General features: G+C 66.4%; 14 protein-coding genes and 1 tRNA gene. 9 read left to right on the top strand and 6 right to left on the bottom strand.

Annotated elements, in window-relative coordinates:
* Window positions 1-13: 13 nt before the first annotated feature.
* On the bottom strand, window positions 14-2350 hold the full coding sequence (locus BS38_RS0112160) for a prolyl oligopeptidase family serine peptidase (protein ID WP_028271055.1): 2337 nt from the start codon (window positions 2348-2350) through the stop codon (window positions 14-16).
* Between the two features lie 60 nt (window positions 2351-2410).
* Between BS38_RS0112160 and BS38_RS0112155 the strand changes: the two genes are divergently transcribed.
* On the top strand, window positions 2411-4432 hold the full coding sequence (locus BS38_RS0112155; protein WP_028271054.1) for an FAD/NAD(P)-binding protein: 2022 nt from the start codon (window positions 2411-2413) through the stop codon (window positions 4430-4432).
* A 97-nt stretch (window positions 4433-4529) separates the two neighbouring features.
* Here BS38_RS0112155 and BS38_RS0112150 read toward each other — a convergent pair whose 3' ends face one another.
* The 3 genes from BS38_RS0112150 to BS38_RS0112140 all read right to left on the bottom strand — a co-directional run bounded on the left by BS38_RS0112150 (window position 4530) and on the right by BS38_RS0112140 (window position 10584).
* Entirely contained in the window at window positions 4530-9122 is a 4593-nt protein-coding gene (locus BS38_RS0112150) for an ExeM/NucH family extracellular endonuclease (protein ID WP_028271053.1), read from the bottom strand.
* Between the two features lie 375 nt (window positions 9123-9497).
* On the bottom strand, window positions 9498-10319 hold the full coding sequence (locus tag BS38_RS0112145; protein ID WP_028271052.1) for a VOC family protein: 822 nt from the start codon (window positions 10317-10319) through the stop codon (window positions 9498-9500).
* A 177-nt stretch (window positions 10320-10496) separates the two neighbouring features.
* Window positions 10497-10584 (bottom strand) — tRNA-Ser (locus BS38_RS0112140).
* A 123-nt stretch (window positions 10585-10707) separates the two neighbouring features.
* Here BS38_RS0112140 and BS38_RS0112135 point away from each other — a divergent pair.
* The 7 genes from BS38_RS0112135 (at window position 10708) to BS38_RS0112105 (ending at window position 17175) form a co-directional block, all read left to right on the top strand.
* A complete protein-coding gene (locus BS38_RS0112135) occupies window positions 10708-11691 on the top strand; it encodes an NAD(P)H-quinone oxidoreductase (RefSeq protein WP_028271051.1) in 984 nt (327 codons plus the stop codon).
* A gap of 133 nt (window positions 11692-11824) precedes the next feature.
* The gene (locus BS38_RS0112130; RefSeq protein WP_028271050.1) at window positions 11825-12361 is read left to right on the top strand and encodes a PadR family transcriptional regulator; all 537 of its coding nucleotides are present in this window, start codon (window positions 11825-11827) and stop codon (window positions 12359-12361) included.
* A gap of 143 nt (window positions 12362-12504) precedes the next feature.
* Window positions 12505-14805: a carbon starvation CstA family protein gene (locus BS38_RS0112125; protein WP_028271049.1), complete on the top strand. Its 2301-nt coding sequence runs from the start codon at window positions 12505-12507 to the stop codon at window positions 14803-14805.
* A 13-nt stretch (window positions 14806-14818) separates the two neighbouring features.
* The gene (locus tag BS38_RS0112120; protein WP_028271048.1) at window positions 14819-15010 is read left to right on the top strand and encodes a YbdD/YjiX family protein; all 192 of its coding nucleotides are present in this window, start codon (window positions 14819-14821) and stop codon (window positions 15008-15010) included.
* A 156-nt stretch (window positions 15011-15166) separates the two neighbouring features.
* On the top strand, window positions 15167-15790 hold the full coding sequence (locus BS38_RS0112115; RefSeq protein ID WP_028271047.1) for a bacterial proteasome activator family protein: 624 nt from the start codon (window positions 15167-15169) through the stop codon (window positions 15788-15790).
* A gap of 7 nt (window positions 15791-15797) precedes the next feature.
* Entirely contained in the window at window positions 15798-16253 is a 456-nt protein-coding gene (locus tag BS38_RS0112110) for a hypothetical protein (protein ID WP_028271046.1), read from the top strand.
* 76 nt (window positions 16254-16329) lie between these two features.
* On the top strand, window positions 16330-17175 hold the full coding sequence (locus tag BS38_RS0112105) for an aldo/keto reductase (RefSeq protein WP_028271045.1): 846 nt from the start codon (window positions 16330-16332) through the stop codon (window positions 17173-17175).
* Between the two features lie 50 nt (window positions 17176-17225).
* Here BS38_RS0112105 and BS38_RS0112100 read toward each other — a convergent pair whose 3' ends face one another.
* Both BS38_RS0112100 and BS38_RS0112095 read right to left on the bottom strand, forming a co-directional pair.
* Window positions 17226-17462, bottom strand: coding sequence for a hypothetical protein (locus tag BS38_RS0112100; protein ID WP_043438487.1), 237 nt, complete (start codon window positions 17460-17462; stop codon window positions 17226-17228).
* 39 nt (window positions 17463-17501) lie between these two features.
* Complete coding sequence (locus tag BS38_RS0112095) at window positions 17502-18515, bottom strand: hypothetical protein (RefSeq protein ID WP_028271043.1); 1014 nt, start codon at window positions 18513-18515, stop codon at window positions 17502-17504.
* An 86-nt stretch (window positions 18516-18601) separates the two neighbouring features.
* Here BS38_RS0112095 and BS38_RS0112090 point away from each other — a divergent pair, with 86 nt between their 5' ends.
* Window positions 18602-19078: a hypothetical protein gene (locus tag BS38_RS0112090; RefSeq protein WP_028271042.1), complete on the top strand. Its 477-nt coding sequence runs from the start codon at window positions 18602-18604 to the stop codon at window positions 19076-19078.
* Window positions 19079-19085 lie beyond the last annotated feature (7 nt).

Here is a 19085-nt window from a genome sequence, read left to right as displayed (position 1 = left end):
GTGCAAAACGGTGCTAGTTGTCGGAACGGCCCGCCAGCGAACGCCAGAGGAAATGCTGGCTGCGGCTCTGCAACGCGGCCGCCTGCCGGTTGTCGGAGGCACCGGCGTGCCCGCCCTCCAGCGCCTCGTGGAACCAAACGTTGGGGATGCCCATGGCCTGCATACGGGCCGCCATCTTGCGGGCCTGCACGGGACCCACCCGGTCATCGGACGTTGCGGTCCAGATGAACGTCTCCGGGTAATCCACACCGTCGCGAAGGAGGTGGTACGGCGAGAACGTCCGGATGAACTCCCAGTCCTCGGGCACGTCAGGGTCCCCGTATTCGGCGATCCACGAGTAGCCGGCGGACAGTTTGGTGTAACGGCGCATGTCCAGCAGCGGCACACCGCAGGATACTGCGCCGAACAGTTCGGGGTACCGGGTCAGCATGTTGCCCACCAGCAGCCCGCCGTTGGAGCCGCCTACACAGCCCAGCCGCTCCTTGGAGGTGACTCCCCTGGAGATCAGGTCCCTGGCCACTGCAGCGAAGTCCTCGAACGCGCGGTGGCGCTTTTCCTGCAGCGCGGCGCGGTGCCACGAGGGTCCGTATTCGCCGCCGCCGCGGATGTTCGCCACCACGTAGACGCCGCCGCGGGTGTGCGTGGCGCTGCCTTCACCTTCACCGGCCGCGCCTTCACCGGCCGCGCCCTCACCGGCGCCGCCGCGTTCGCCGCCGGCGTCGGTCCGGCGTTCCAGCCAGGCCCGGCCGATCGCGCCGCTGTAGGCAGGCGTCCGGGAAACCTCGAACCCGCCATAGCCGGACAGTTGCGTGGGGTTCTGGCCGTCAAGCACCAGGTCCTTGGACGCCACCTGGAAGTACGGCACCCGGGTGCCGTCGTCGGACACGGCGAAGTGCTGCTGGACCTCGTAGGCCGAGTCGTCAAAGTAGGACGGCGAGGTGCGGATTACCTCGTGCTCGCTGACCACCTGCCCGACGCTGCCGCGGCGCAGCGTTCCCCGGGTGAGCGTGCTGGGCGTGGTGAAGCCGGTGGCCACGAGCCAGAAGTCGTTCCCCGCGCCGGGGGCTTCCCCTTCCGGCACCGGCACATTGCCGCCGGTACCGTCGTCGTCCATCCCGTCGTCGTCCATGCCCGCTGCCTCGTCCTCGTCGTCAACGGCGAAGGCGTTGACGTCGTGCAGCGGCGGGCAGGCGTCCAGCAGCGTCGAAGCCCATGCGGCCTCTGTTCCGGGCCGTTCCGGATCCAGGACGCGGATCTCCGAGGACACATCCCGCAGGAGGTTGAGCAGCAGGAAGTTGCGGGTCCAGCTCCACGACTGCAGCGACGTGTGCGCGTCCGGGGTGAACAGGACCGCCAGTTCGCGGCTCCCGGCAAGGTAATCCTCGAACCTGGCGGCGAGCAGCGAACCGGCGGCGTACGTGGTTCCGTCGACGTCCCAGTCGCCCTGCGGGCGGAACAGCAGCCACTCCCGGTGCACGCTCAGGTTCACGTCGGTCGGGGCGTCGATGACCACCCAGGATCCGTCCCGCAGGACCGACGTGCTCTTGTTGAAGAAGCTGATCCAGTCCATGGCGAAGGTCCGCTCGAACCCGGGCGTGGAGTCATGCGCCACCAGCGCCATCATGTGGTCTTCGGGGATTTCAAAGAGCCGTTCGGCTGCCGCGAGCGATCCGCCGCGGGCAAGCCGGACGGCGGTGCGCGCGTAGGACGAGGTGGTGCTGGGCAGGCCTTCTGCGGTGGTCGACACCAGCAGCGTGTCCCGGTCCAGCCAGGAAGCGTTGCCCTTCGCCGTGGGCAGGTCGAAGCCTCCCGACGCCGGGTCCACGAACGTCCGGGTCTCGACGTCGAACTCGCGGTAGCGGTTGGCGTCGCCGCCGTCGGGGGAGAGGGCCACCAGCGCCAGCCGGTGCGGTTCGCCGGGCGCAGGGCGGAGGAAATTGGCGCCGTGGAAAACCCACTCTTCGCCTTCGGCGGCGGCCAGCGCGTCGACGTCCAGCAGCACATCCCATTCAGGCTCCCCGCTCCGGTAGCTCTCCCAGGATGTCCGGCGCCACAGCCCCTTGGGGTTCTGGCCGTCCCGCCAGAAGTTGTAATACCAGTCGCCGTGCTTGCCCACCATGGCGATCTTGTCCGTGGAGTCCAGCACCTCCAGGATGCGGCTTTCGAGCGCGGCATAGTCGGCGTCTTCGAGCAGGTCCTCGGTGCGGGCGTTCTGTTCGCGGACCCAGGCCAGCGGCTCCTCGCCGTAGATCTCCTCAAGCCAGATGTTTTCGTCGGTCGGTTCGGGCGCTTTCCCGCCGGGGGAAGAGGCACCGGACACGGGCTGGTGATCAGCTGCTGTGGTGGTCATGGCCCTACGAAACAGCATCCGCGCGCGGCTAGCAAGTCACATGCAGATACTCTGGAGGGCGTGGGCACATCGCAAAGCATCCGGACAGCACTAATAGGGGCCGGACCCCGCGGCACCAGTGTCCTGGAGCGGCTCCTCGCCAACTGGCGGCTCAGGAACCCCTCCGATTCGGCAACTTCGGGGACTTCCGGACCTCATGGCACCGCGAGCCACCCCGCATCCAGCCTCCACATCGACGTGGTGGACCCGTACCCGGCCGGGCCGGGCCACGTGTGGCAGCCCGGCCAGTCGCGGCTGTACCTGATGAACACGCAATCGTTCTATCCCACCGTGATTCCCGAGGACCCTGAGCTGGCGGCACCCGTGGCCGGCAGCACCTTCGAAACATGGCGTGCGGCGCAGCAGGACAGCCCGCACCCTTCGCTGACCGAGGATGAACGCCACGAACTGGCCAGCCTCGGATCCCGGGATTTTCCGAGCCGCGCCCTGTACGGCTGCTACCTCCGCTTCACCCTGGACGAGCTGCTCGCGCACCTTCCGGAAGGCGTCACCGTCCAGTTCCACCGCACCACCGCCACCGCTGTGCGGCCGGCAGGAAACGGAACGTTCGACGTCGAACTCGAGGACGGCGGGCCCCTCACCGTCGGGTCCGTGGTGCTGGCCCTGGGCCACCTTGAGTCCAGGCTCAACGCCGAACAGCGCGAGCTCCAGGCCGGGGCCGGCCAGCTGGGCCTTCTGTACCTGCCCCCTGCGGTCCCCGCCGACGTCGACTGGTCTGTGGTGCCGGCTGGCGAGCCCGTCCTGGTCCGGGGCATGGGCCTGAACTTCTTCGACGTGATGGGCCAGCTGACCGAGGGCCGGGGCGGGAGGTTCGTTGCGGCAGAAGGCGACGGCACGGCGGACGGCGTCCCCGGACAGGGGAAGGCCGGTCTCGAATACGTCCCGTCCGGCAACGAGCCGCTGATCATCGCGGCGTCCCGGCGCGGGACCCCTTACCGGGCCAAAGCGGACCTTGCAGGGTACTACCCGTCCGGCGTGACGCTGCGGTACTGCACCGAGGCCGCCGTCGGAAGGTTCGCGGCCGCGGGAATCACCCCCGCCTTCGACCACGACCTCTGGCCCCTCCTGCAGCGCGACGCGCTCTGGGCCTACTACTCCACCCTGGTTCGGACCCGTCCGGACGCCGTCAACGAGCCCGAGGCGTTCCTGGCCCTGCTCCAGGAGGCGATGCGGCCGCACGCCCACAGCGTCTCCCACTGGGAAGCCGAAGCGGATGACCTGGTGGCCAGGCATGTGGCGCCGGACCAGCGGCTGAACCTCCCGGGCCTGGCAGCTCCCCTGGCCGGCCGGAACTTCGCGTCGCAGGCTGAGGTGGATGCCGCCGTCGTCGACTACCTGCTCGATGACGCCCGGCGTTCGGCACTGGGGGAGGACGACCCCGTGAAAATGACCATCGGGGCGCTGCACCACGGGCGGGCGGTGCTGAAATCGGTGGTGGCCGACGGCGGCATCACCGATGAGTCCTGGGTCGCCGGCCTGCGGGGCTGGTTCGAGTCGTTCGTCGAAGGGCTGGCCAGCGGCCCGCCGGCCATCCGGGCCGAGCAGCTCGCAGCGCTCGCCAGGGCGGGCGTGGTCAGCTTCGTGGGCCCGGATCCGAAGTTTTCGCTCGACCGCGCGGCCGGTTCCTTCAAGGCCGTGTCGCCGTGGGTCAACGGCGGGGCCATCCACGCCCGCACCATGATCGAGGCGCTCGCTCCGGCCAACCGGGTTTCCGTCAATGTGTCGCCGGTGCTGGAGCAGCTGCTCGCCGACGGCCTGGCCCGGCCCCGGCTGATGATGACTGTGGAGGGCGCGCCGGTGGAGACCTCCGGACTTGACGTCAGCCCGCACCCGTACCGGCCGGTGGGCGCCAACGGATCCGTCTCGGAAGGACTGTACGTGCTGGGACTGCAGCTGTCCGCGGCGCAGTGGGGCACGGCCATCGCCGCGGAGGCGAGGCCGCAGGAGGGGCCGGTGTACCGCAGCGGCCAGCGCACCCTCCGCGACGCCGACGAGATAGCCCGCCACATCCTCGACCGCTGACCTCCCGGACACGAAAATGCCCCGCGTCCGGGGCCGGAATCCGAAGGGATTTCCAGCCCCGGGGCGGGGCAAGTTCAGTTACCGTCAGGCCGGGAAACTAGCCTTTCAGGCACTTCTGGTACTGGATCCAGGCCAGGCCGTACTTGATCCAGCCTGCAAAGTCGTACCACTTGGTGGGCGGGACGGGCGCGGTGCAGACCGGCGGCACCGGTCCGCTGGAAGCAACCAGGACCGCCGTTTTGACCACGGTGCCCGATTCAGCAGCGGTGAGCACCAGGGTTCCGGCGCCTGGGGCCACGCCGGCCGGAACCTTCACGTCCACTGCGGCAGCCCCGGCGGACACCGGGATGGTGCCGAGCTGGGTTACGGTGCCCGCAGCGTCCGTGAAGGAGGCCGCCAGCGACGTGTTGACGGGGCTGCCCAGCGACGTGAGATCCAGCTTGGAGACGGCCAGCGTAATGGAGTCGCCGGCCTTGACCTCGGCCGCCGTCGTGTTCACCACGGCAACAGTGCGGCGGGCAAAGTCCGGCGCTGCCGGGTTGTGCTCCTGCAGGTACTTGATCCAGGCGTCGCGGTCCACGAGTCCTGAATCCTTGGTGCCGGTTCCTTCCTTGAAAATCCGGAAGTTGTCGCCGCCGGTTGCGAGGAAGCTGAAGGTGCCGACGCGGTAGGACCTGGCCGGATCGATGAGCGAACCATTGACCCGGATGGAGGTGATGCGGTCACCCGCGGCACGTGCGGCATCGTAGGTGTAGTTGACGTTCTTGGACAATCCCAGCTGCTGGTAGGCGCGGCTTGGGACCGTGCCGTCCGGGTTGGTCTGCCACTGCTGTTCCAGGAGCGTCTTGAACTGTGCCCCGGTCAGGGACGTGGTCCAGAGGTTGTTCACGAACGGAAGCACGGCGTTCGCCTCCGCATAGGTGATGGTTCCGTCCGGCGCGAAGTACAGCTCGTTGCGCAGGCCGCCGGGATTCACGACGCCGATTTCGGCGGCGCCGAGGTCCGGAGCCTTGAGTGCGTCCACCAGTGAGTCCGCCACCAGGTTGCCCAGGGTGGATTCGCCCGCACGGTCGTCACGGGACGCCGGACTTGTTGCCGTGGCGGGCGTGAAAGCCGTGGTGATATCAGCGGTGACCTTGCCGACCGGCTGGTTGCCGATGACGGCAGCGTCGGCGACTGCCTTGTCAACGATTGCCTTCACGGCTGCCACCCGCGGGTACTTGGTCACAAGGTCCGCGGCCGTCTCCGTGGTGGTGGGGACGGTGCGCTTGACGTTGCCCGCTTTGTAGCCGGTCACCTGCATGGTCTTGGTGTCGATCGTCAGCTGGATCTGGCCGATGAACTCGCCGTAGCTGCCGGTCTGGACGATGGGGCGCGTCCTGCCCGTCGGCTGGCCGTTGCCATCCAGCACCGGAGCATCCCAGGCGTACTGCTTGTGGGTGTGGCCGGTGAAGATGGCTTCCACCTCGGGAGAGGTTTCGTTGACGAGTTTGGCGAAGGGGCCGCCGGCTGCGACTTCCTGTTCCAACGTGGAGCCTTCGGGAGCGCCGGACCCGGCGCCGTCGTGGTTTTCCACGATGATGACGTCGGCGAGCTTGTCCGCGGTGATCTTCGCCGCAACGCGGTTGATCGCTTCCACGGAATCACCGAACTCAAGTTCGGTGATTCCGGCAGGCGTGACCAGCGACGGTACTTCCTGGGTGACGGTGCCGATCACGGCCACCTTCACGCCGTTCAGCTCCAGCACCGTGTATTCGGGCAGGGCCGGTTCCGTGGTGCCCTTCTTGTAAACGTTGGCGCCGAGATACGGGAACTTGGCGTTCGTACCGCCGGCGACGACCCGGTCCCGCAGGTCCGTCCAGCCGCCGTCGAACTCGTGGTTGCCCACGGCGGACGTCTGCAGCTCCAGGGCGTTCAGCACATCGATGGTGGGCTGGTCCTTGGCGACGGCGGAAGCGAACAGCGAGGCTCCGATGTTGTCTCCGGCGGACAGGAAAGCCGTGGCGCCCGGCGCCGCGGATTCGCGGAGCTTTTCGATGGTGGCGGCAAACAGGATCGTGTTGGAATCGATGCGGCCGTGGAAATCGTTGATTCCCAGGAAGTTCAGGTCAACGCTCGGCGGCAGGACCGGTGCGGCCGGCAGATCAAGGCCCACCACCACGGGATCGTGGTCGCTTGCCCTGAACTGGTCCGGCGCATAGTAGTTGGTCACATTGTTGTTATACCGGCTGTACTCCAGCGCCACGGACTCCACGGAGTTGATGTTCCAGATGTCGGCACCCGTGACCACCGAATTGGCGGCCGGCGAGGCAAGGACGTGGTCCAGGGAACCCACCAGGCCGCCGAACAGGTAGGAGTGCTTGGCGGAGCCGTCAGCGTTCTTGGCCTTCTCGTCCTGGTTGACGTAACCGGCAGCCGTGAGGACGTTGATGGGGTCTTCCTTGGCGTAGGAATTGAAGTCGCCCAGCAGGAAAACCTTGTCCGTGCCCTTCGAGGACTGAAGGTCGTTCGAGAAGCTGAGAAGTGACTTGGCCTGCTCGGTGCGGGCAAGATTCGAGGCGCCCTGGCCCTGGTCGGTGTCCTCCGGAGTAGCGGCAGAGCCCTTGGACTTGAAGTGGTTGGCGATGGCAATGAACTTCTTGTCATCGGAGGCACCAACCGGCTTGAACACCTGAGCGAGCGGCTTGCGGGCGCTGGCGAAGGCCACGGTGTCGTTGTGGATGATGGATTCGCCCACCGGTTCCGCAGCAGCCTTCTTGTAGATGAACGCGGTCCGGATCATGTCCTCGTCAGCCAGCGGCGGAGCGTTGGCGGGGGTGCGGACGTAGTCCCAGATCCCCGGCGTGGCAATGTTCAGAGCCTCCACCAGCTTTGCCAGGGCGTCGTCGCGGTCTTTGCCGAACTGTGCCGAGTTCTCTACTTCCATCAGGGACACCACGTCGGCGCCGGACTTGCCGATGGCGGCCACGATCTTGTCCTGCTGGCGCTTGAGGTTCTCGGCGTTGGCGGCACCGCGGGCGTCGCACCCGCCGCGGACCGTAATGGGGTTGCCGTCGCGGTCGGTGTAGAAGGTGCAGCCGGCCAGCATGTCGCCGGTGGTGGGGAAGTAGTTCAGCACGTTGAAGGAGGCAATCTTGAGGCTGCCTCCGACGGCGCCGGGGGCCTCGGCGCGGGTGGCGCCGAAGGTGGCCGGCTGGATGATGCCGGCGTTTTCCGGCGTCAGGTGGGTCAGCGGCTGGAACTTCCAGGAGTTGTTGGCGTAGCTGAGCACCACGTCGGTCTGGAACGTCACGGGTGATCCGACGCGGACCGGATCCGACGTGGTCAGGTACGGCAGCACCTGCGCCTTGGTGGCGGCGTCCTTGAGGAAGTTGGTGGTGGCGCCGTCGTCGAGCTTGATGCCGCGGGCGGCGTTGGCGGCAACGGTTGCCGTGTACTCGGCCGAACCGTAAGGTGCCACGGCGGTGGGCTGTTCAAGGGGAGTGGTGCCGCCGGCCAGGCCGATTTCGCCATACTGGTTCAGGGAGTAGTTGTCAGTGACCGTCACCGGTCCCTGCGGTGTCAGCAGCATGCCTTCGAGGGATTCACGGAACGCTTCATCCGCCGGGAGGGAGAAGCCGGTGGACTTCACCTCCGGCGCCGCCTCGGCGAGCTTCGTCAGCCCGGCCGCATCAGCAACACTCACCTGGGTCATGCCGAAGAACTCGCTGACGGTGCCGGTGATTTCGACGTAATCACCGATGGCGACCGAGCCGACTGTTGCGGGCGAAAAGACAAAAACAGCGTCCGACGCCGTGTGGTTGGCTGGCGTCAGATCGCCGCCGGTCCCGGGGGTCTGGACGTAGAAGCCGGAGAAGCCGCCGGTTGGGTACGCCGCGGTCACCTTGCCCCGCGTCGTGACACTGGCGCCGACGAACGGGCTGGCCGCACCGGAGCCCTGGATCTCGGCGATGGTCTTCGTGGCGGGCGCAGGCGGCGGATCCACGGGATCGGGGTCGACAGGCCCGGGGTCCACACTGCCGCCGGCCGCCGTCGGGGTGATGGTGGCGCTAAGGGCGAAGTCGGCCGCGTTGCTGTTGGAGTCCGCTCCGTTGGTGCGGTTCAGGCTCTTGACGTCGGTGTTGCCGGCGGGCGCTGTGGCAGCCTGAGTTTCGAACGTGTTGGACGTGCCGTACCCCAGCAGGTCGGCCACGTTGGCGGGCTCGATTACCGAACCGGTGGCCAGCGAAGTGATCGCAGTGGCCTGCCTGGCCAGGACCAGGGTGCCAGTGGTTCCGGACGGGTTCAAGCCGGTAGCCACCAGGTCCGGAGTGGGCAGGTCGGCGCCGGCGGGGGTGGGCGCTCCGTTCGCCCCGCCCTGGACCAGGTAATAACCCTTCGCCGGGATACTGCCCTTGAGGGCCGCCACTCCGTTGGGTGCGGCCGTTCCCGTGCCCGAGCGGTACTGAAGGGACCAGCCATCCAGCGAAACCGGCGCATCTGACGCGTTGTACAGCTCTACGAATTTGTTCTTGTAGGCCGCTCCGGAGCTGCCTCCGCTGAGGTACGCCTCATTGATGACCACTGGCGACGTGCCCGCAGCGGCTGGTGAGACCTCCACTGCGAACGCCGGGACGGCTGCCAACGGGGCGGCTATAAGCCCCGCTGACAACGCCGTGCCCAGCGTAATTTTCCATGGTGTGCGTTTCATCCGCTCTAACTCTCATTAGGGTGCCCCGGGTAAGGGCTCGGTGGAATGTGTCCGGCTTTGTGGCGCGGACAAAAGGGCCCGGACTTTACTCCTGGTCAAGCAGTTTCCGGCACAGCAAAACAGAGTCGAATGAACGTGTGATTGATTCAGCGTGCATTCTGCGAGACGTCCCCCAGCGAAACGTTCACCGCCGGCCACAGGGCAGCATGGGCCCTGTCCCGGCAACGGTGTTCTGCGGCAGTGCTTTGATTGTGTGCATGTGCCGGCTCACCCCATGTGCCGGACATGGCAAAAGAATACCGGCCAGTAGCTCCGATGGAAGCGGCTGGCCGGTATTTTTTAGATCAATTTACTTAAATGGCATGCTGCGGCTCGTTAAGCCCCGGTGGTGTCTCCTGAGTCGGCCGGATCGCCGGTGCCCTGGCGGGTGTCGGCAACGATCTTGAACATTGCGCCGGTGGGGTCGGCCAGGGTTGCCAGGCGGCCGAACGGGGTGTCGTCCGGTCCGTCGATCACCCGCGCGCCAAGGCTGACGGCTTTTTCAATGGACGCGTCGGCGTCCTCCACGGCGAAGTAGACCTGCCAGTTGGACGGGACTTCCGCCGGGAGGTAGGCGGAGGCATCCATGATGCCCGCCTTGGCTGAGTCTCCCTTGCCCAGGGTGGTGTAGCGGAAATCGGGCGTGTCGCTCATGACGTCCGTGTCCCAGCCGAAGACGTCCTGGTAGAACCTGACGGCGGTGGCGTAGTCCTTGGTGTGGAGTTCGTGCCAGGCCGCGGCGCCGGGCTCGGCCACCAGTTCGAAGCCGGTCATTTCGCGGGGCTGCCAGATGCCGATGGCCGCGCCGGTGGCGTCGCCGAACATGGCCATGTGGCCCTGCTCCGGGACGTCCATCGGCCCCATGAAGACCTGTCCGCCGTGCGCCGTGACAGCTTCGGCGGTGGCGGCGGCGTCGTCTGAACGCAGGTAGGTGGACCAGGCGTCAGGGAAGCCCGCCATCGTTTCATCCTTTTGCATGAGCCCTGCCACGGACTTCCCGTTTTTCGAGGCTGTGATGTAACCGCCGTATTTTTCCTCGTCGCCGGTCTGGAAGTCCCACCCGAACAGTTCTCCGTAGAACTGCTTGGCTTTGGCGGCATCCGATGTCATGAGGTCGATCCAGCAGGGTGCGCCGGGAGTGATGTCAGGGCTGGGCATTGTGGCTCCTGTCGGTGGCCGCGGCAACGGACCGCGGCGGAGGGGTGGTCAGTGAAGACAAACCAGACACTATTCCGGAGCACCGACAGTTTCAATGGTCCCGGCCCGAACAGGCCCTTAACCGGGATTAACGGAAAATGTCCGGGCCCTGATTGCTCAGGACCCGGACATTGTTCGCGGAAGGTAAGAGATTCGAACTCTTGGTACGGGGTTACCGCACACTGGTTTTCAAGACCAGCTCCTTCGGCCGCTCGGACAACCTTCCTTACCGAGTAGTGTTTCATAGGCAGTTGGCTGCGACAAAAACCGTCCGGAGTGTTTGCGGGCACGCGCGGCCGCTGCACACTATTTTTTGTGGCAGGAAGCAGCTAGGAATCGGGAGTTTTCCATGAAGGCCGTCTACGTTAGCGAGGCCGGCGGGCCTGAGGTGCTCGAAGTGCGCGAGGTCCCGGCTCCGGTTCCCGGCCCCGGCGAGGTGCTGATCGACGTTGTCGCCGCGGGACTCAACCGGGCCGATGTCCAGCAGCGCAGGGGTTTCTACCCGCCGCCGCCCGGGGCCTCGGACATCCTTGGCCTGGAAGTTTCCGGCCGGATAGCGGGCTTCGGCCCCGACGTGTCCAAGCCGTTTTCGGTGGGGGACAAGGTGGTGGCACTGCTTTCGGGGGGCGGTTACGCCCAGCAGGTGGCCGTCCCTGCCGAACAGGTCCTGAGGGTTCCCGACGGCGTGGATCTGGTCACTGCCGCGTCCCTCCCCGAAGTGGCGGCCACCGTTTACTCGAACCTGATCATGACGGCGCAGCTTCAGCCGGGTGAGACCGTGCTGGTCCACGGAGCCACGGGCGGAATCGGCACCATGGCCATCCAGTTGGCCAAGGCCTTTGGCGCCACGGTGGCCACTACGGCCGGAACTGCCGAGAAGGTGGGCACCGCCAAAGCCTTCCTCCATGCGGACATCGCCATCAATTACACGGAGGAGGACTTTCCAGAATCCCTCCGTGCGCAAAACGGCGGACACGGTGCCGACGTCATCCTGGACGTTGTAGGCGCCAAATATCTCGGGCAGAACGTTGACGCCCTCGCGGACTACGGCCGGCTGATCGTGATCGGACTCCAGGGCGGCACCAAGGCGGAGCTTGACCTGGGAAAGCTCCTCAGCAAGCGGGCCGCCATCATCGGCACAGCGCTCCGGCCACGGCCGGTGGCGGAGAAGGGCGTGATCATGAATGCCGTCCGGGATGCGGTGTGGCCGCTCCTGGCGGATGGACGCATCCGCCCCCTGGTGGCCAAGACGTTCCCGCTGGACCAGGTGCGGGCGGCCCATGAATACTTCGACTCCGGCGACCATGTGGGGAAAGTACTGCTGGTCATGTAGCCGGACACCGGCGTCGGAATGAATACCCGGTATTGCCTTCGTACCGAAATCACGTTACTGTAATTCCATACGCGGTATGCACGCGTCTTGGGGGCGCGTGTATGCCGTCGTCTTTGCGACATCAGGGGGCAGTATGTCCATTCGCCATAGTCTCCTCGCCCTGCTTCAGGACAAGCCCCGTTACGGGTACCAGTTGAGGGTCGAGTTCGAGGACCGCACCGGCTCTGCCTGGCCGCTGAACATCGGGCAGGTCTACACCACCCTGGACCGGCTGGAACGGGACGGACTCGTCACGAACGATGGCGGCGACGGCGAAGGCCACGTCATCTACAGCATCACCGACGCAGGCCGCAGCGACGTCGCGGACTGGTTCCAGGCCCCGGTGGCCCGCAGCAATCCTCCCCGGAACGAACTCGCCATCAAACTTGCCCTCGCCGTGACCATCCCCGGAGTGGACGTCCCGGCCGTCATCCAGGCCCAGCGCACCGCGTCAGTGAAAGCGCTCCAGGACTACACCAAAACCCGTCGCGAGGCGTCCGCCAGCCTGCGCCGGGCCGACACCGCATGGCTGCTCGTCCTCGATTCACTGATTTTCCAGACCGAAGCGGAGGTCCGGTGGCTGGACCTCTGCGAGGCGCGGATGGCGCAGTTGAACACGCCGGCACCCTAGGCTGCCTGCCGCTCAACGCTCCCGTCCGACCGTTCAGCGAGGGCCTCAAGAGCGGCGCCCCCAAAGCAGTATCCCTGCGTCCGGGGCGTTGATATGGTGCGAAGGGGAGATCACTTTCCAGCTGGGGTTCTCGAGGAGGAGACATGGGCAAAATGCCGGATGGCAAAGCACGGACTGCATTATCGGAGGACGCGCTAGAGCCTGATCCAAAGCTTCCGCCAACGTCGGTGGACGACGCGGTGCGGGAGGCCGAAGAGCGCAAATGGACACCGACGAAGATCGCCATTTGGGCGGCGATTTCGCTGCTAGGCGGGGTCTCCTGGTTCATGCTGGCCATCATCCGAGGCGAAACGGTCAACGCGATCTGGTTTGTGTTCGCCTCGGTCTGCACGTACCTGATCGGCTACCGCTTTTACTCCAAGGTGATCGAGCGGTACATCACCAGGCCCAACGACCGCCGGGCCACTCCCGCCGAGTACAAAGCGGACGGCAAGGACTACGTCCGCACCGACCGCAACGTCCTGTTCGGCCACCACTTTGCCGCCATCGCCGGCGCAGGCCCCCTGGTCGGGCCCGTCATTGCGGCCCAGATGGGTTACCTCCCCGGCACCATCTGGATCATCATCGGCGTCGTACTGGCCGGAGCGGTGCAGGACTACCTCGTCCTGTTCTTCTCCATGCGCCGTGGCGGCCGCTCGCTGGGCCAGATGGCCCGTGAGGAACTCGGCGTGATCGGCGGCACCGCCGCCCTGATTGCCACCCTGCTCATTATGGTGATCATCGTCGCGATCCTGGCCCTCGTCGTCGTGAACGCGCTGGGGGAAAGCCCCTGGGGCGTGTTCTCCGTGGGCATGACCATCCCCATCGCCCTCTTCATGGGCGTTTACCTCCGCTTCATCCGCCCCGGCAAGGTCATGGAAGTGTCGCTGATCGGCTTCGTGCTGCTGATGGCCGCGATCATCGGCGGCGGCGCCGTGGCGGGGACCGAGTGGGGCGCGGCGTTCTTCCACCTGGACAAGGTCACCATCGCCTGGGGCCTCATCGTGTACGGCTTCATCGCCGCCATCCTTCCGGTGTGGCTCCTGCTGGCTCCCCGGGACTACCTCTCCACGTTCATGAAGATCGGCGTGATCGTTATGCTGGCGCTGGCCATCATCGTGGTCCGCCCCGAAATCACCGTGCCGGCCTTCAGCGAATTTGCCAGCAGGGAAAACGGGCCGGTGTTCCCCGGAGCGCTCTTCCCGTTCCTGTTCGTCACCATTGCCTGCGGCGCGCTATCCGGCTTCCACGCCCTGATCTCCTCCGGTACCACCCCGAAGCTGATCGAAAAGGAACGCCAGGCCCGCCTGATCGGCTACGGCGGCATGCTGATGGAGTCCTTCGTGGCCATCATGGCCCTCGTGGCAGCCATCTCCATCGACCGCGGCCTGTACTTCGCCATGAACTCCCCGGCCGCCCTGACCGGCGGCACTGTGCAAACGGCAGCCACCTGGGTCAACAGCCTGGGACTTGCCGGGGTGAACATCACTCCGGACCTCCTGGCCGAGACAGCCAGGAACGTCGGCGAGGAAAGCATTGTGTCCCGTACCGGCGGTGCTCCCACACTGGCCGTCGGCCTTGCCCACATCATGCAGCAGTTCATCGGCGGCACGGCCATGATGGCGTTCTGGTACCACTTCGCCATCATGTTCGAGGCACTGTTCATCCTCACGGCAGTGGACGCCGGCACCCGCGTTGCACGCTTCATGCTGCAGGATTCCATCGGCAACTTCATCCCCAAGTTCAAGGAGCACTCCTGGCGGCCCGGAGCCTGGCTCTGCACGGCCGTTATGGTCCTCGCGTGGGGAGCCGTGCTGCTGATGGGTGTCACGGACCCGTTGGGCGGCATCAACACGCTGTTCCCGCTGTTCGGAATCGCCAACCAGCTGCTCGCAGCCATCGCGCTGTCCGTCTGCCTGGCCATCGCAGCAAGGCGCGCCTCGTTCAAGTACCTATGGATTGTGGCCGTTCCGCTTGCTTTCGCGGCAGTCGTCACCATCACTGCCAGCTTCCAGAAGATCTTTTCGCCGGTTCCGGCAGTGGGTTACTTCGCCAACAACGCGGCCTTCTCCAAAGCCCTTGCAGACGGCAAGACGGAATTTGGCACTGCCAAGACCGTTGCTGCCATGGAGGCCGTGGTCCGCAACACCATGATCCAGGGGTGGCTGTCGGTGATCTTCGTGGTGCTGAGCATCATTGTGATCATCACGGCGATGGTGGCCACGGTGAAGGCGTTCCGGGATGCGAAGCAGGGCGTTGCCCACGCGGACCACGAGGACCCGGCCGTGCCGTCCCGCGCCTACGCGCCTGCGGGATTCATTCCCACGCCTGCTGAGCGGGAACTCGTGGCCGAGTGGAACAAACTCCCCGCCGACCTGCGCCTCGAAAAGTCCGCGCACCACTGATGCGGAGCTGGTCATGAACGCGATACTCGAAGGGTTCCGTGGCTTCGCCCGCTATTTCGGCGGGGTCATGGGAGCGGACGCCTATGCGAAGTACCTGGAGCACCATGAGGCCTCAGGGCATGCGGAAGCGCCCATGACCGAGCGGGAGTTCTGGCGGGACCACACGGACCGCCAGGACAACAATCCCCAAGGCCGCTGCTGCTGAAAGGCCGCGGCCGTTGAAAACACCTGCGCCGGGGGCGCCGTCGGATCTTAGGGTCCGACGGCGCCTCCCGCGTTTTCGGGGCACCGCCGGACCCGCCGGGGTCAACTGGGTTCACGGACTCGCGCCCGGGCTCGCAGCCCGTGAGAGTATGAAGCCATGAGCGATCCGAACGACACTCAGCCAGCTGATGATGCCCCTGTAGAGGGCACCACCCTCGACGACGAGGTCTCTTCCGGTACGGCCCCGAACCACGGCGCGGGAACCCGGCCGAAGGGGAGTAACCTCCAGGACCTGGTGGACGAGCCCGCCAAAGTGATGCGGATCGGCACCATGATCAAGCAGCTGCTGGACGAAGTGAAGTCGGCACCGCTCGATGACGCCGCACGCGGGCGCCTGGCTGCGATCCACGAACGCTCCATCAAGGAACTTGAGGACGGGTTGGCTCCCGAACTCGTCGAGGAGCTGGAACGGATCAGCCTGCCTTTTCCCGCACAGGCTACGCCGTCCGACGCGGAACTCCGGATTGCCCAAGCACAGCTGGTCGGCTGGCTGGAAGGGCTGTTCCACGGCATCCAGACGGCCATCGCAGCCCAGCATGCCGCCCGCGAACACGCGGCGGCACAGCGGCAGCTGCGCCAGCTGCCGCCGGGGACAGTGATAGCTCCGGGTGTGGTGATCGGCGAGGACGGCGAGCCGCAGCGCGCCCGGCTGCCGCATCCCGGCTCAGACAAGCCGGGCGAAGCGGAAGATCCGGACCACGGTCCCGGCCAGTATCTCTAGGGGCGGCGTGGCATTCTTCGCAGCCGCCCGCCAGGGGCGAAAAGACGACGCCGAGCTCGGCAAAGGGCTGTGGCGGCGCGCCCATGACCGTTTCCTTCGCGGGCTTGACCGGTTCCACCAAGTCCTCGAAGGGGTGGAGGACGACGTGCTGTATGCCGAACTGGTGGAGATCGCCAACGACCTTGCCGGCCTCGCCGTCAGGGTCCGGCAGGTGTGCGTCGAAGCCCAGCGGCGTTCGCCCAGTGACGGCCTGGATATCCCGGGCGCATTGGCCGGCGTCCACCGATCGCTGTCCAAAGCTGGCAACTCCCTGGCGACCACCGCGGAGGCGGCCGCGATGTTGCGCCTGGCCGTCGGGCCGGTGCCGGTAGGCGCCGCCTCGGTCCGCCGCAGGGCCGAGTCAGTCTTTGAACAGATCGCCGACGCCGAACGCCGCCTTGCCGAACAGCCGCAGGATTCCTAGCTATTCCCGGTTAAGCGCCTAGCTTAGCCGGCTGTTTTTGCTGGCCGGGCGCTGCCGGCGTTGGCAGTATGAAGTAATGACTTTTTCTCCTGAACTGACTTTCAACGACGGCAACACCATTCCCCAGCTCGGCTACGGAGTGTGGCAGGTTGAGGACGACGTAGCGGAAAAGGTAGTGGTCCAGGCCTTCGAGGCCGGGTTCCGCCACATCGACACCGCCAAGATCTACGGAAACGAAGCAGGCGTAGGCCGCGCCATCGAGCGCTCCGGATTGAAGCCTGAGGACATCTTCATCACCACCAAGCTGTGGAACGCGGACCAGGGGTACGAGTCCACCCTGGCGGCCTTTGATGCGTCCATGGAGCGCCTGGGCCTCGAAACCCTGGACCTGTACCTGATTCACTGGCAGCAGCCGCAGCAGGACAAGTACGTGGACACCTGGAAGGCCCTGATCGAGCTGCAGAAGCGCGGCCGGGTCAAGTCCATCGGCGTCTCCAACTTCACCACCGAGGGACTCCAGCGGATCATCGATGAGACCGGTGTTGTTCCGGCCATCAACCAGGTGGAACTGCACCCGTTCTTCAACCAGGCTGAACTGCGCGAATTCAACGCCTCCAAAGGCATCCTCACGCAGGCATGGTCGCCGCTGGGCCAGGGCGGCGAACTCCTGGAGCACCCGGCCGTCGCGGAGATCGCGGCCAAGCACAGTGCCACCCCGGCGCAGGTGGTCATTGCCTGGCACCTGGCCCTCGGCAACGTGGTGATTCCGAAGTCCGTCACAGAGTCCCGCATCCGCGAAAACTACGCGGCCCTGGACGTGACGCTGGATGAGGCCGACATCGCAGCCATCAACGGGCTGGACCGGACGGCGGAAGGCTCCGGCCGCATCGGCCCGGACCCTGCTGTCTCCGACTTCGCCTAAGCGGCTGCAGAGGCCCCGCACTCACAGAGTGCGGGGCCTCTGGCGTTTTCTCAGGCCGCCAGCCGTCCCTGCTCTGCGGGCACGGCGTCGATAACGGCCCAACCCTGCTCATCGAAAATGCTCCGGTTGGCGAATCGCTCCGCCGCGGGCAGGGAATCGAACGTTTCCGTGCGGATCAGGCCGCAGTCGGTATCAAAATAGGTGACGTGGAATTCCCGGGGCTCCGGTGCGTCGCCGCCGAGGTTTCCCCGCGTGGCCGCCTGGCTGGTGCTGAGGTTCGTATCCATGAATCCAGTGTGCAGCCGGCCTCCGACAGTAAAGGCGACTCAGTCCGGCGTGTTGCGAAGCCGGAGCACTCTCTCCCTCGCGAGCATTTCGGCCCGCTGTCCCTTTTCCGCGGCGCGGGCGGCCAGTTGCATCTGGGCGGCCGCGGACTCCCGCCGCCGCCGTGCAAGCTCGAACTCCTCTTCCACCGTCTTGAGGCGCGCGCGGAGGCTCCGGGCTTCGTCGCCCAGCCGGGTCAGTGCCGTTTCAGCTTCGTCGAAGTCCGCGGTGCGTTGCCGGGCTTCCTCCGCCGCCGACCGGGCGGCTTCTTCCGCCTCGGACAGGCGGGCCGCGGCGCGCTCGACCGCCGACGGCGCGGGAGCCGGCCGTTTCGTCCCGACGGCCTTCAAGCGCGGTCTTTCGGCCGTCCCTACAACAGGCGGGCTGTCCGGCGGCGCGGACTTCGGGACGCCGTGTTTCGGTGTCCCGGGCGCCCCCTGCGCCCCCTGCGCTCCCGCACTCAGTCCACTGCCCGACGTCGGCACTGCCGGCTGCGCGGGCGCGCCGGGGACCGCCACGGCATCCCGCAGGTCCACGCGGTCCACGCCGTCGGCCGACAGTACCCGGAGCAGGCGGCCGCTCCGCACGGCTGACGCCGCACCTTCGTCCACGGTGGCGGCCCGCAACGTGGCTTCAACTTCGGCTGCCACGGCGGCACTTATTTTTCGTCCCTGCTGCTCCGCCACCTCACGTGCTGTTCCCATCACGCGGGTGAGCAGCTGCCGGCGCTCCTGCGAGAGCACGCGGAGGGCGCCGGCGTCGAGCTCTTCCTGGGCGCTGCGCATGGCGGCGCCAAGCGTCTCCAGCTCACTGAGCGCGTCCGGCCGGTGGACCGCCATCATGTTCACCGCCCAGGCCGCGGCCGAGGGCTTGGGCAGCGACCGGACGGAATCGGCGAGATCCCGCCCACTGTCCGCGGCAGCAGTTTTGGCCGCCGCGGTCCTGGCGGCCACGAATCCTTCGAGCGGCAACCGATAAAGCGCGGAGGCAATATCGGCTAATTTTTGCTCTCCCATGCGAGCATCATAGGGGTCCGGTTAACGCGCAGCTGCGTCGGCGTGTCAATCCATCCGTGACCTGATGTTGTAGTGGAGGAAATCGAATGATCGAAATTGCGGGGCTGCCTGCCCACACCCTGCTGATCCACGGCGTCGTCGTACTGTCTCCGCTGGCGGGGATCGCTGCAATCGTCTACGGCGTGTGGCGTGCTGCGCGGGATTACCTGGTGTGGCCGCTGGGCGTGCTTTCCCTCGGTCTGGTCCCGTTGACGCTTATCACCGCACAGGCAGGCGAACAGTTGGAGAAAACACTTCCGGCGTCGCATCTCCTCCACGAGCACGTTGAACAGGGCGACCTGTTGAAGTACCTTGCCGTGGCGTTCTTTGTGGTCATGGCCGTGATGCTGGCTGTCACCCACGAACCCTTTGCGCGGCGGTTGGGATCCATCGGACGGCTGCAGGACAATCGCGCGGTTCGGATCGCCGCGATGACGGTGGGGGCCCTGGCTGGCGCAGCCCTGATCTACCAGAGCATCATCACGGGCCACTCCGGGGCCGCGTCGGTGTGGGCGGGCCGCTGAGCCGACG

Origin of the sequence: Arthrobacter sp. UNC362MFTsu5.1, assembly GCF_000685965.1 — a bacterium.
Lineage (GTDB): Bacteria > Actinomycetota > Actinomycetes > Actinomycetales > Micrococcaceae > Arthrobacter.
Note: the sequence above shows the minus strand (reverse complement) of the source record. Positions and strands in the feature narration are given on the sequence as shown.

Coding starts and splice junctions, on each gene's coding strand:
- BS38_RS0112160 (WP_028271055.1), bottom strand. CDS start 2,350: ATGACCACCACAGCAGCTGATCACCAGCCCGTGTCCGGTGCCTCTTCC.
- BS38_RS0112120 (WP_028271048.1), top strand. CDS start 14,819: ATGAACGCGATACTCGAAGGGTTCCGTGGCTTCGCCCGCTATTTCGGC.
- BS38_RS0112125 (WP_028271049.1), top strand. CDS start 12,505: ATGGGCAAAATGCCGGATGGCAAAGCACGGACTGCATTATCGGAGGAC.
- BS38_RS0112090 (WP_028271042.1), top strand. CDS start 18,602: ATGATCGAAATTGCGGGGCTGCCTGCCCACACCCTGCTGATCCACGGC.
- BS38_RS0112100 (WP_043438487.1), bottom strand. CDS start 17,462: ATGGATACGAACCTCAGCACCAGCCAGGCGGCCACGCGGGGAAACCTC.
- BS38_RS0112145 (WP_028271052.1), bottom strand. CDS start 10,319: ATGCCCAGCCCTGACATCACTCCCGGCGCACCCTGCTGGATCGACCTC.
- BS38_RS0112105 (WP_028271045.1), top strand. CDS start 16,330: ATGACTTTTTCTCCTGAACTGACTTTCAACGACGGCAACACCATTCCC.
- BS38_RS0112150 (WP_028271053.1), bottom strand. CDS start 9,122: ATGAAACGCACACCATGGAAAATTACGCTGGGCACGGCGTTGTCAGCG.
- BS38_RS0112130 (WP_028271050.1), top strand. CDS start 11,825: ATGTCCATTCGCCATAGTCTCCTCGCCCTGCTTCAGGACAAGCCCCGT.
- BS38_RS0112095 (WP_028271043.1), bottom strand. CDS start 18,515: ATGGGAGAGCAAAAATTAGCCGATATTGCCTCCGCGCTTTATCGGTTG.
- BS38_RS0112135 (WP_028271051.1), top strand. CDS start 10,708: ATGAAGGCCGTCTACGTTAGCGAGGCCGGCGGGCCTGAGGTGCTCGAA.
- BS38_RS0112115 (WP_028271047.1), top strand. CDS start 15,167: ATGAGCGATCCGAACGACACTCAGCCAGCTGATGATGCCCCTGTAGAG.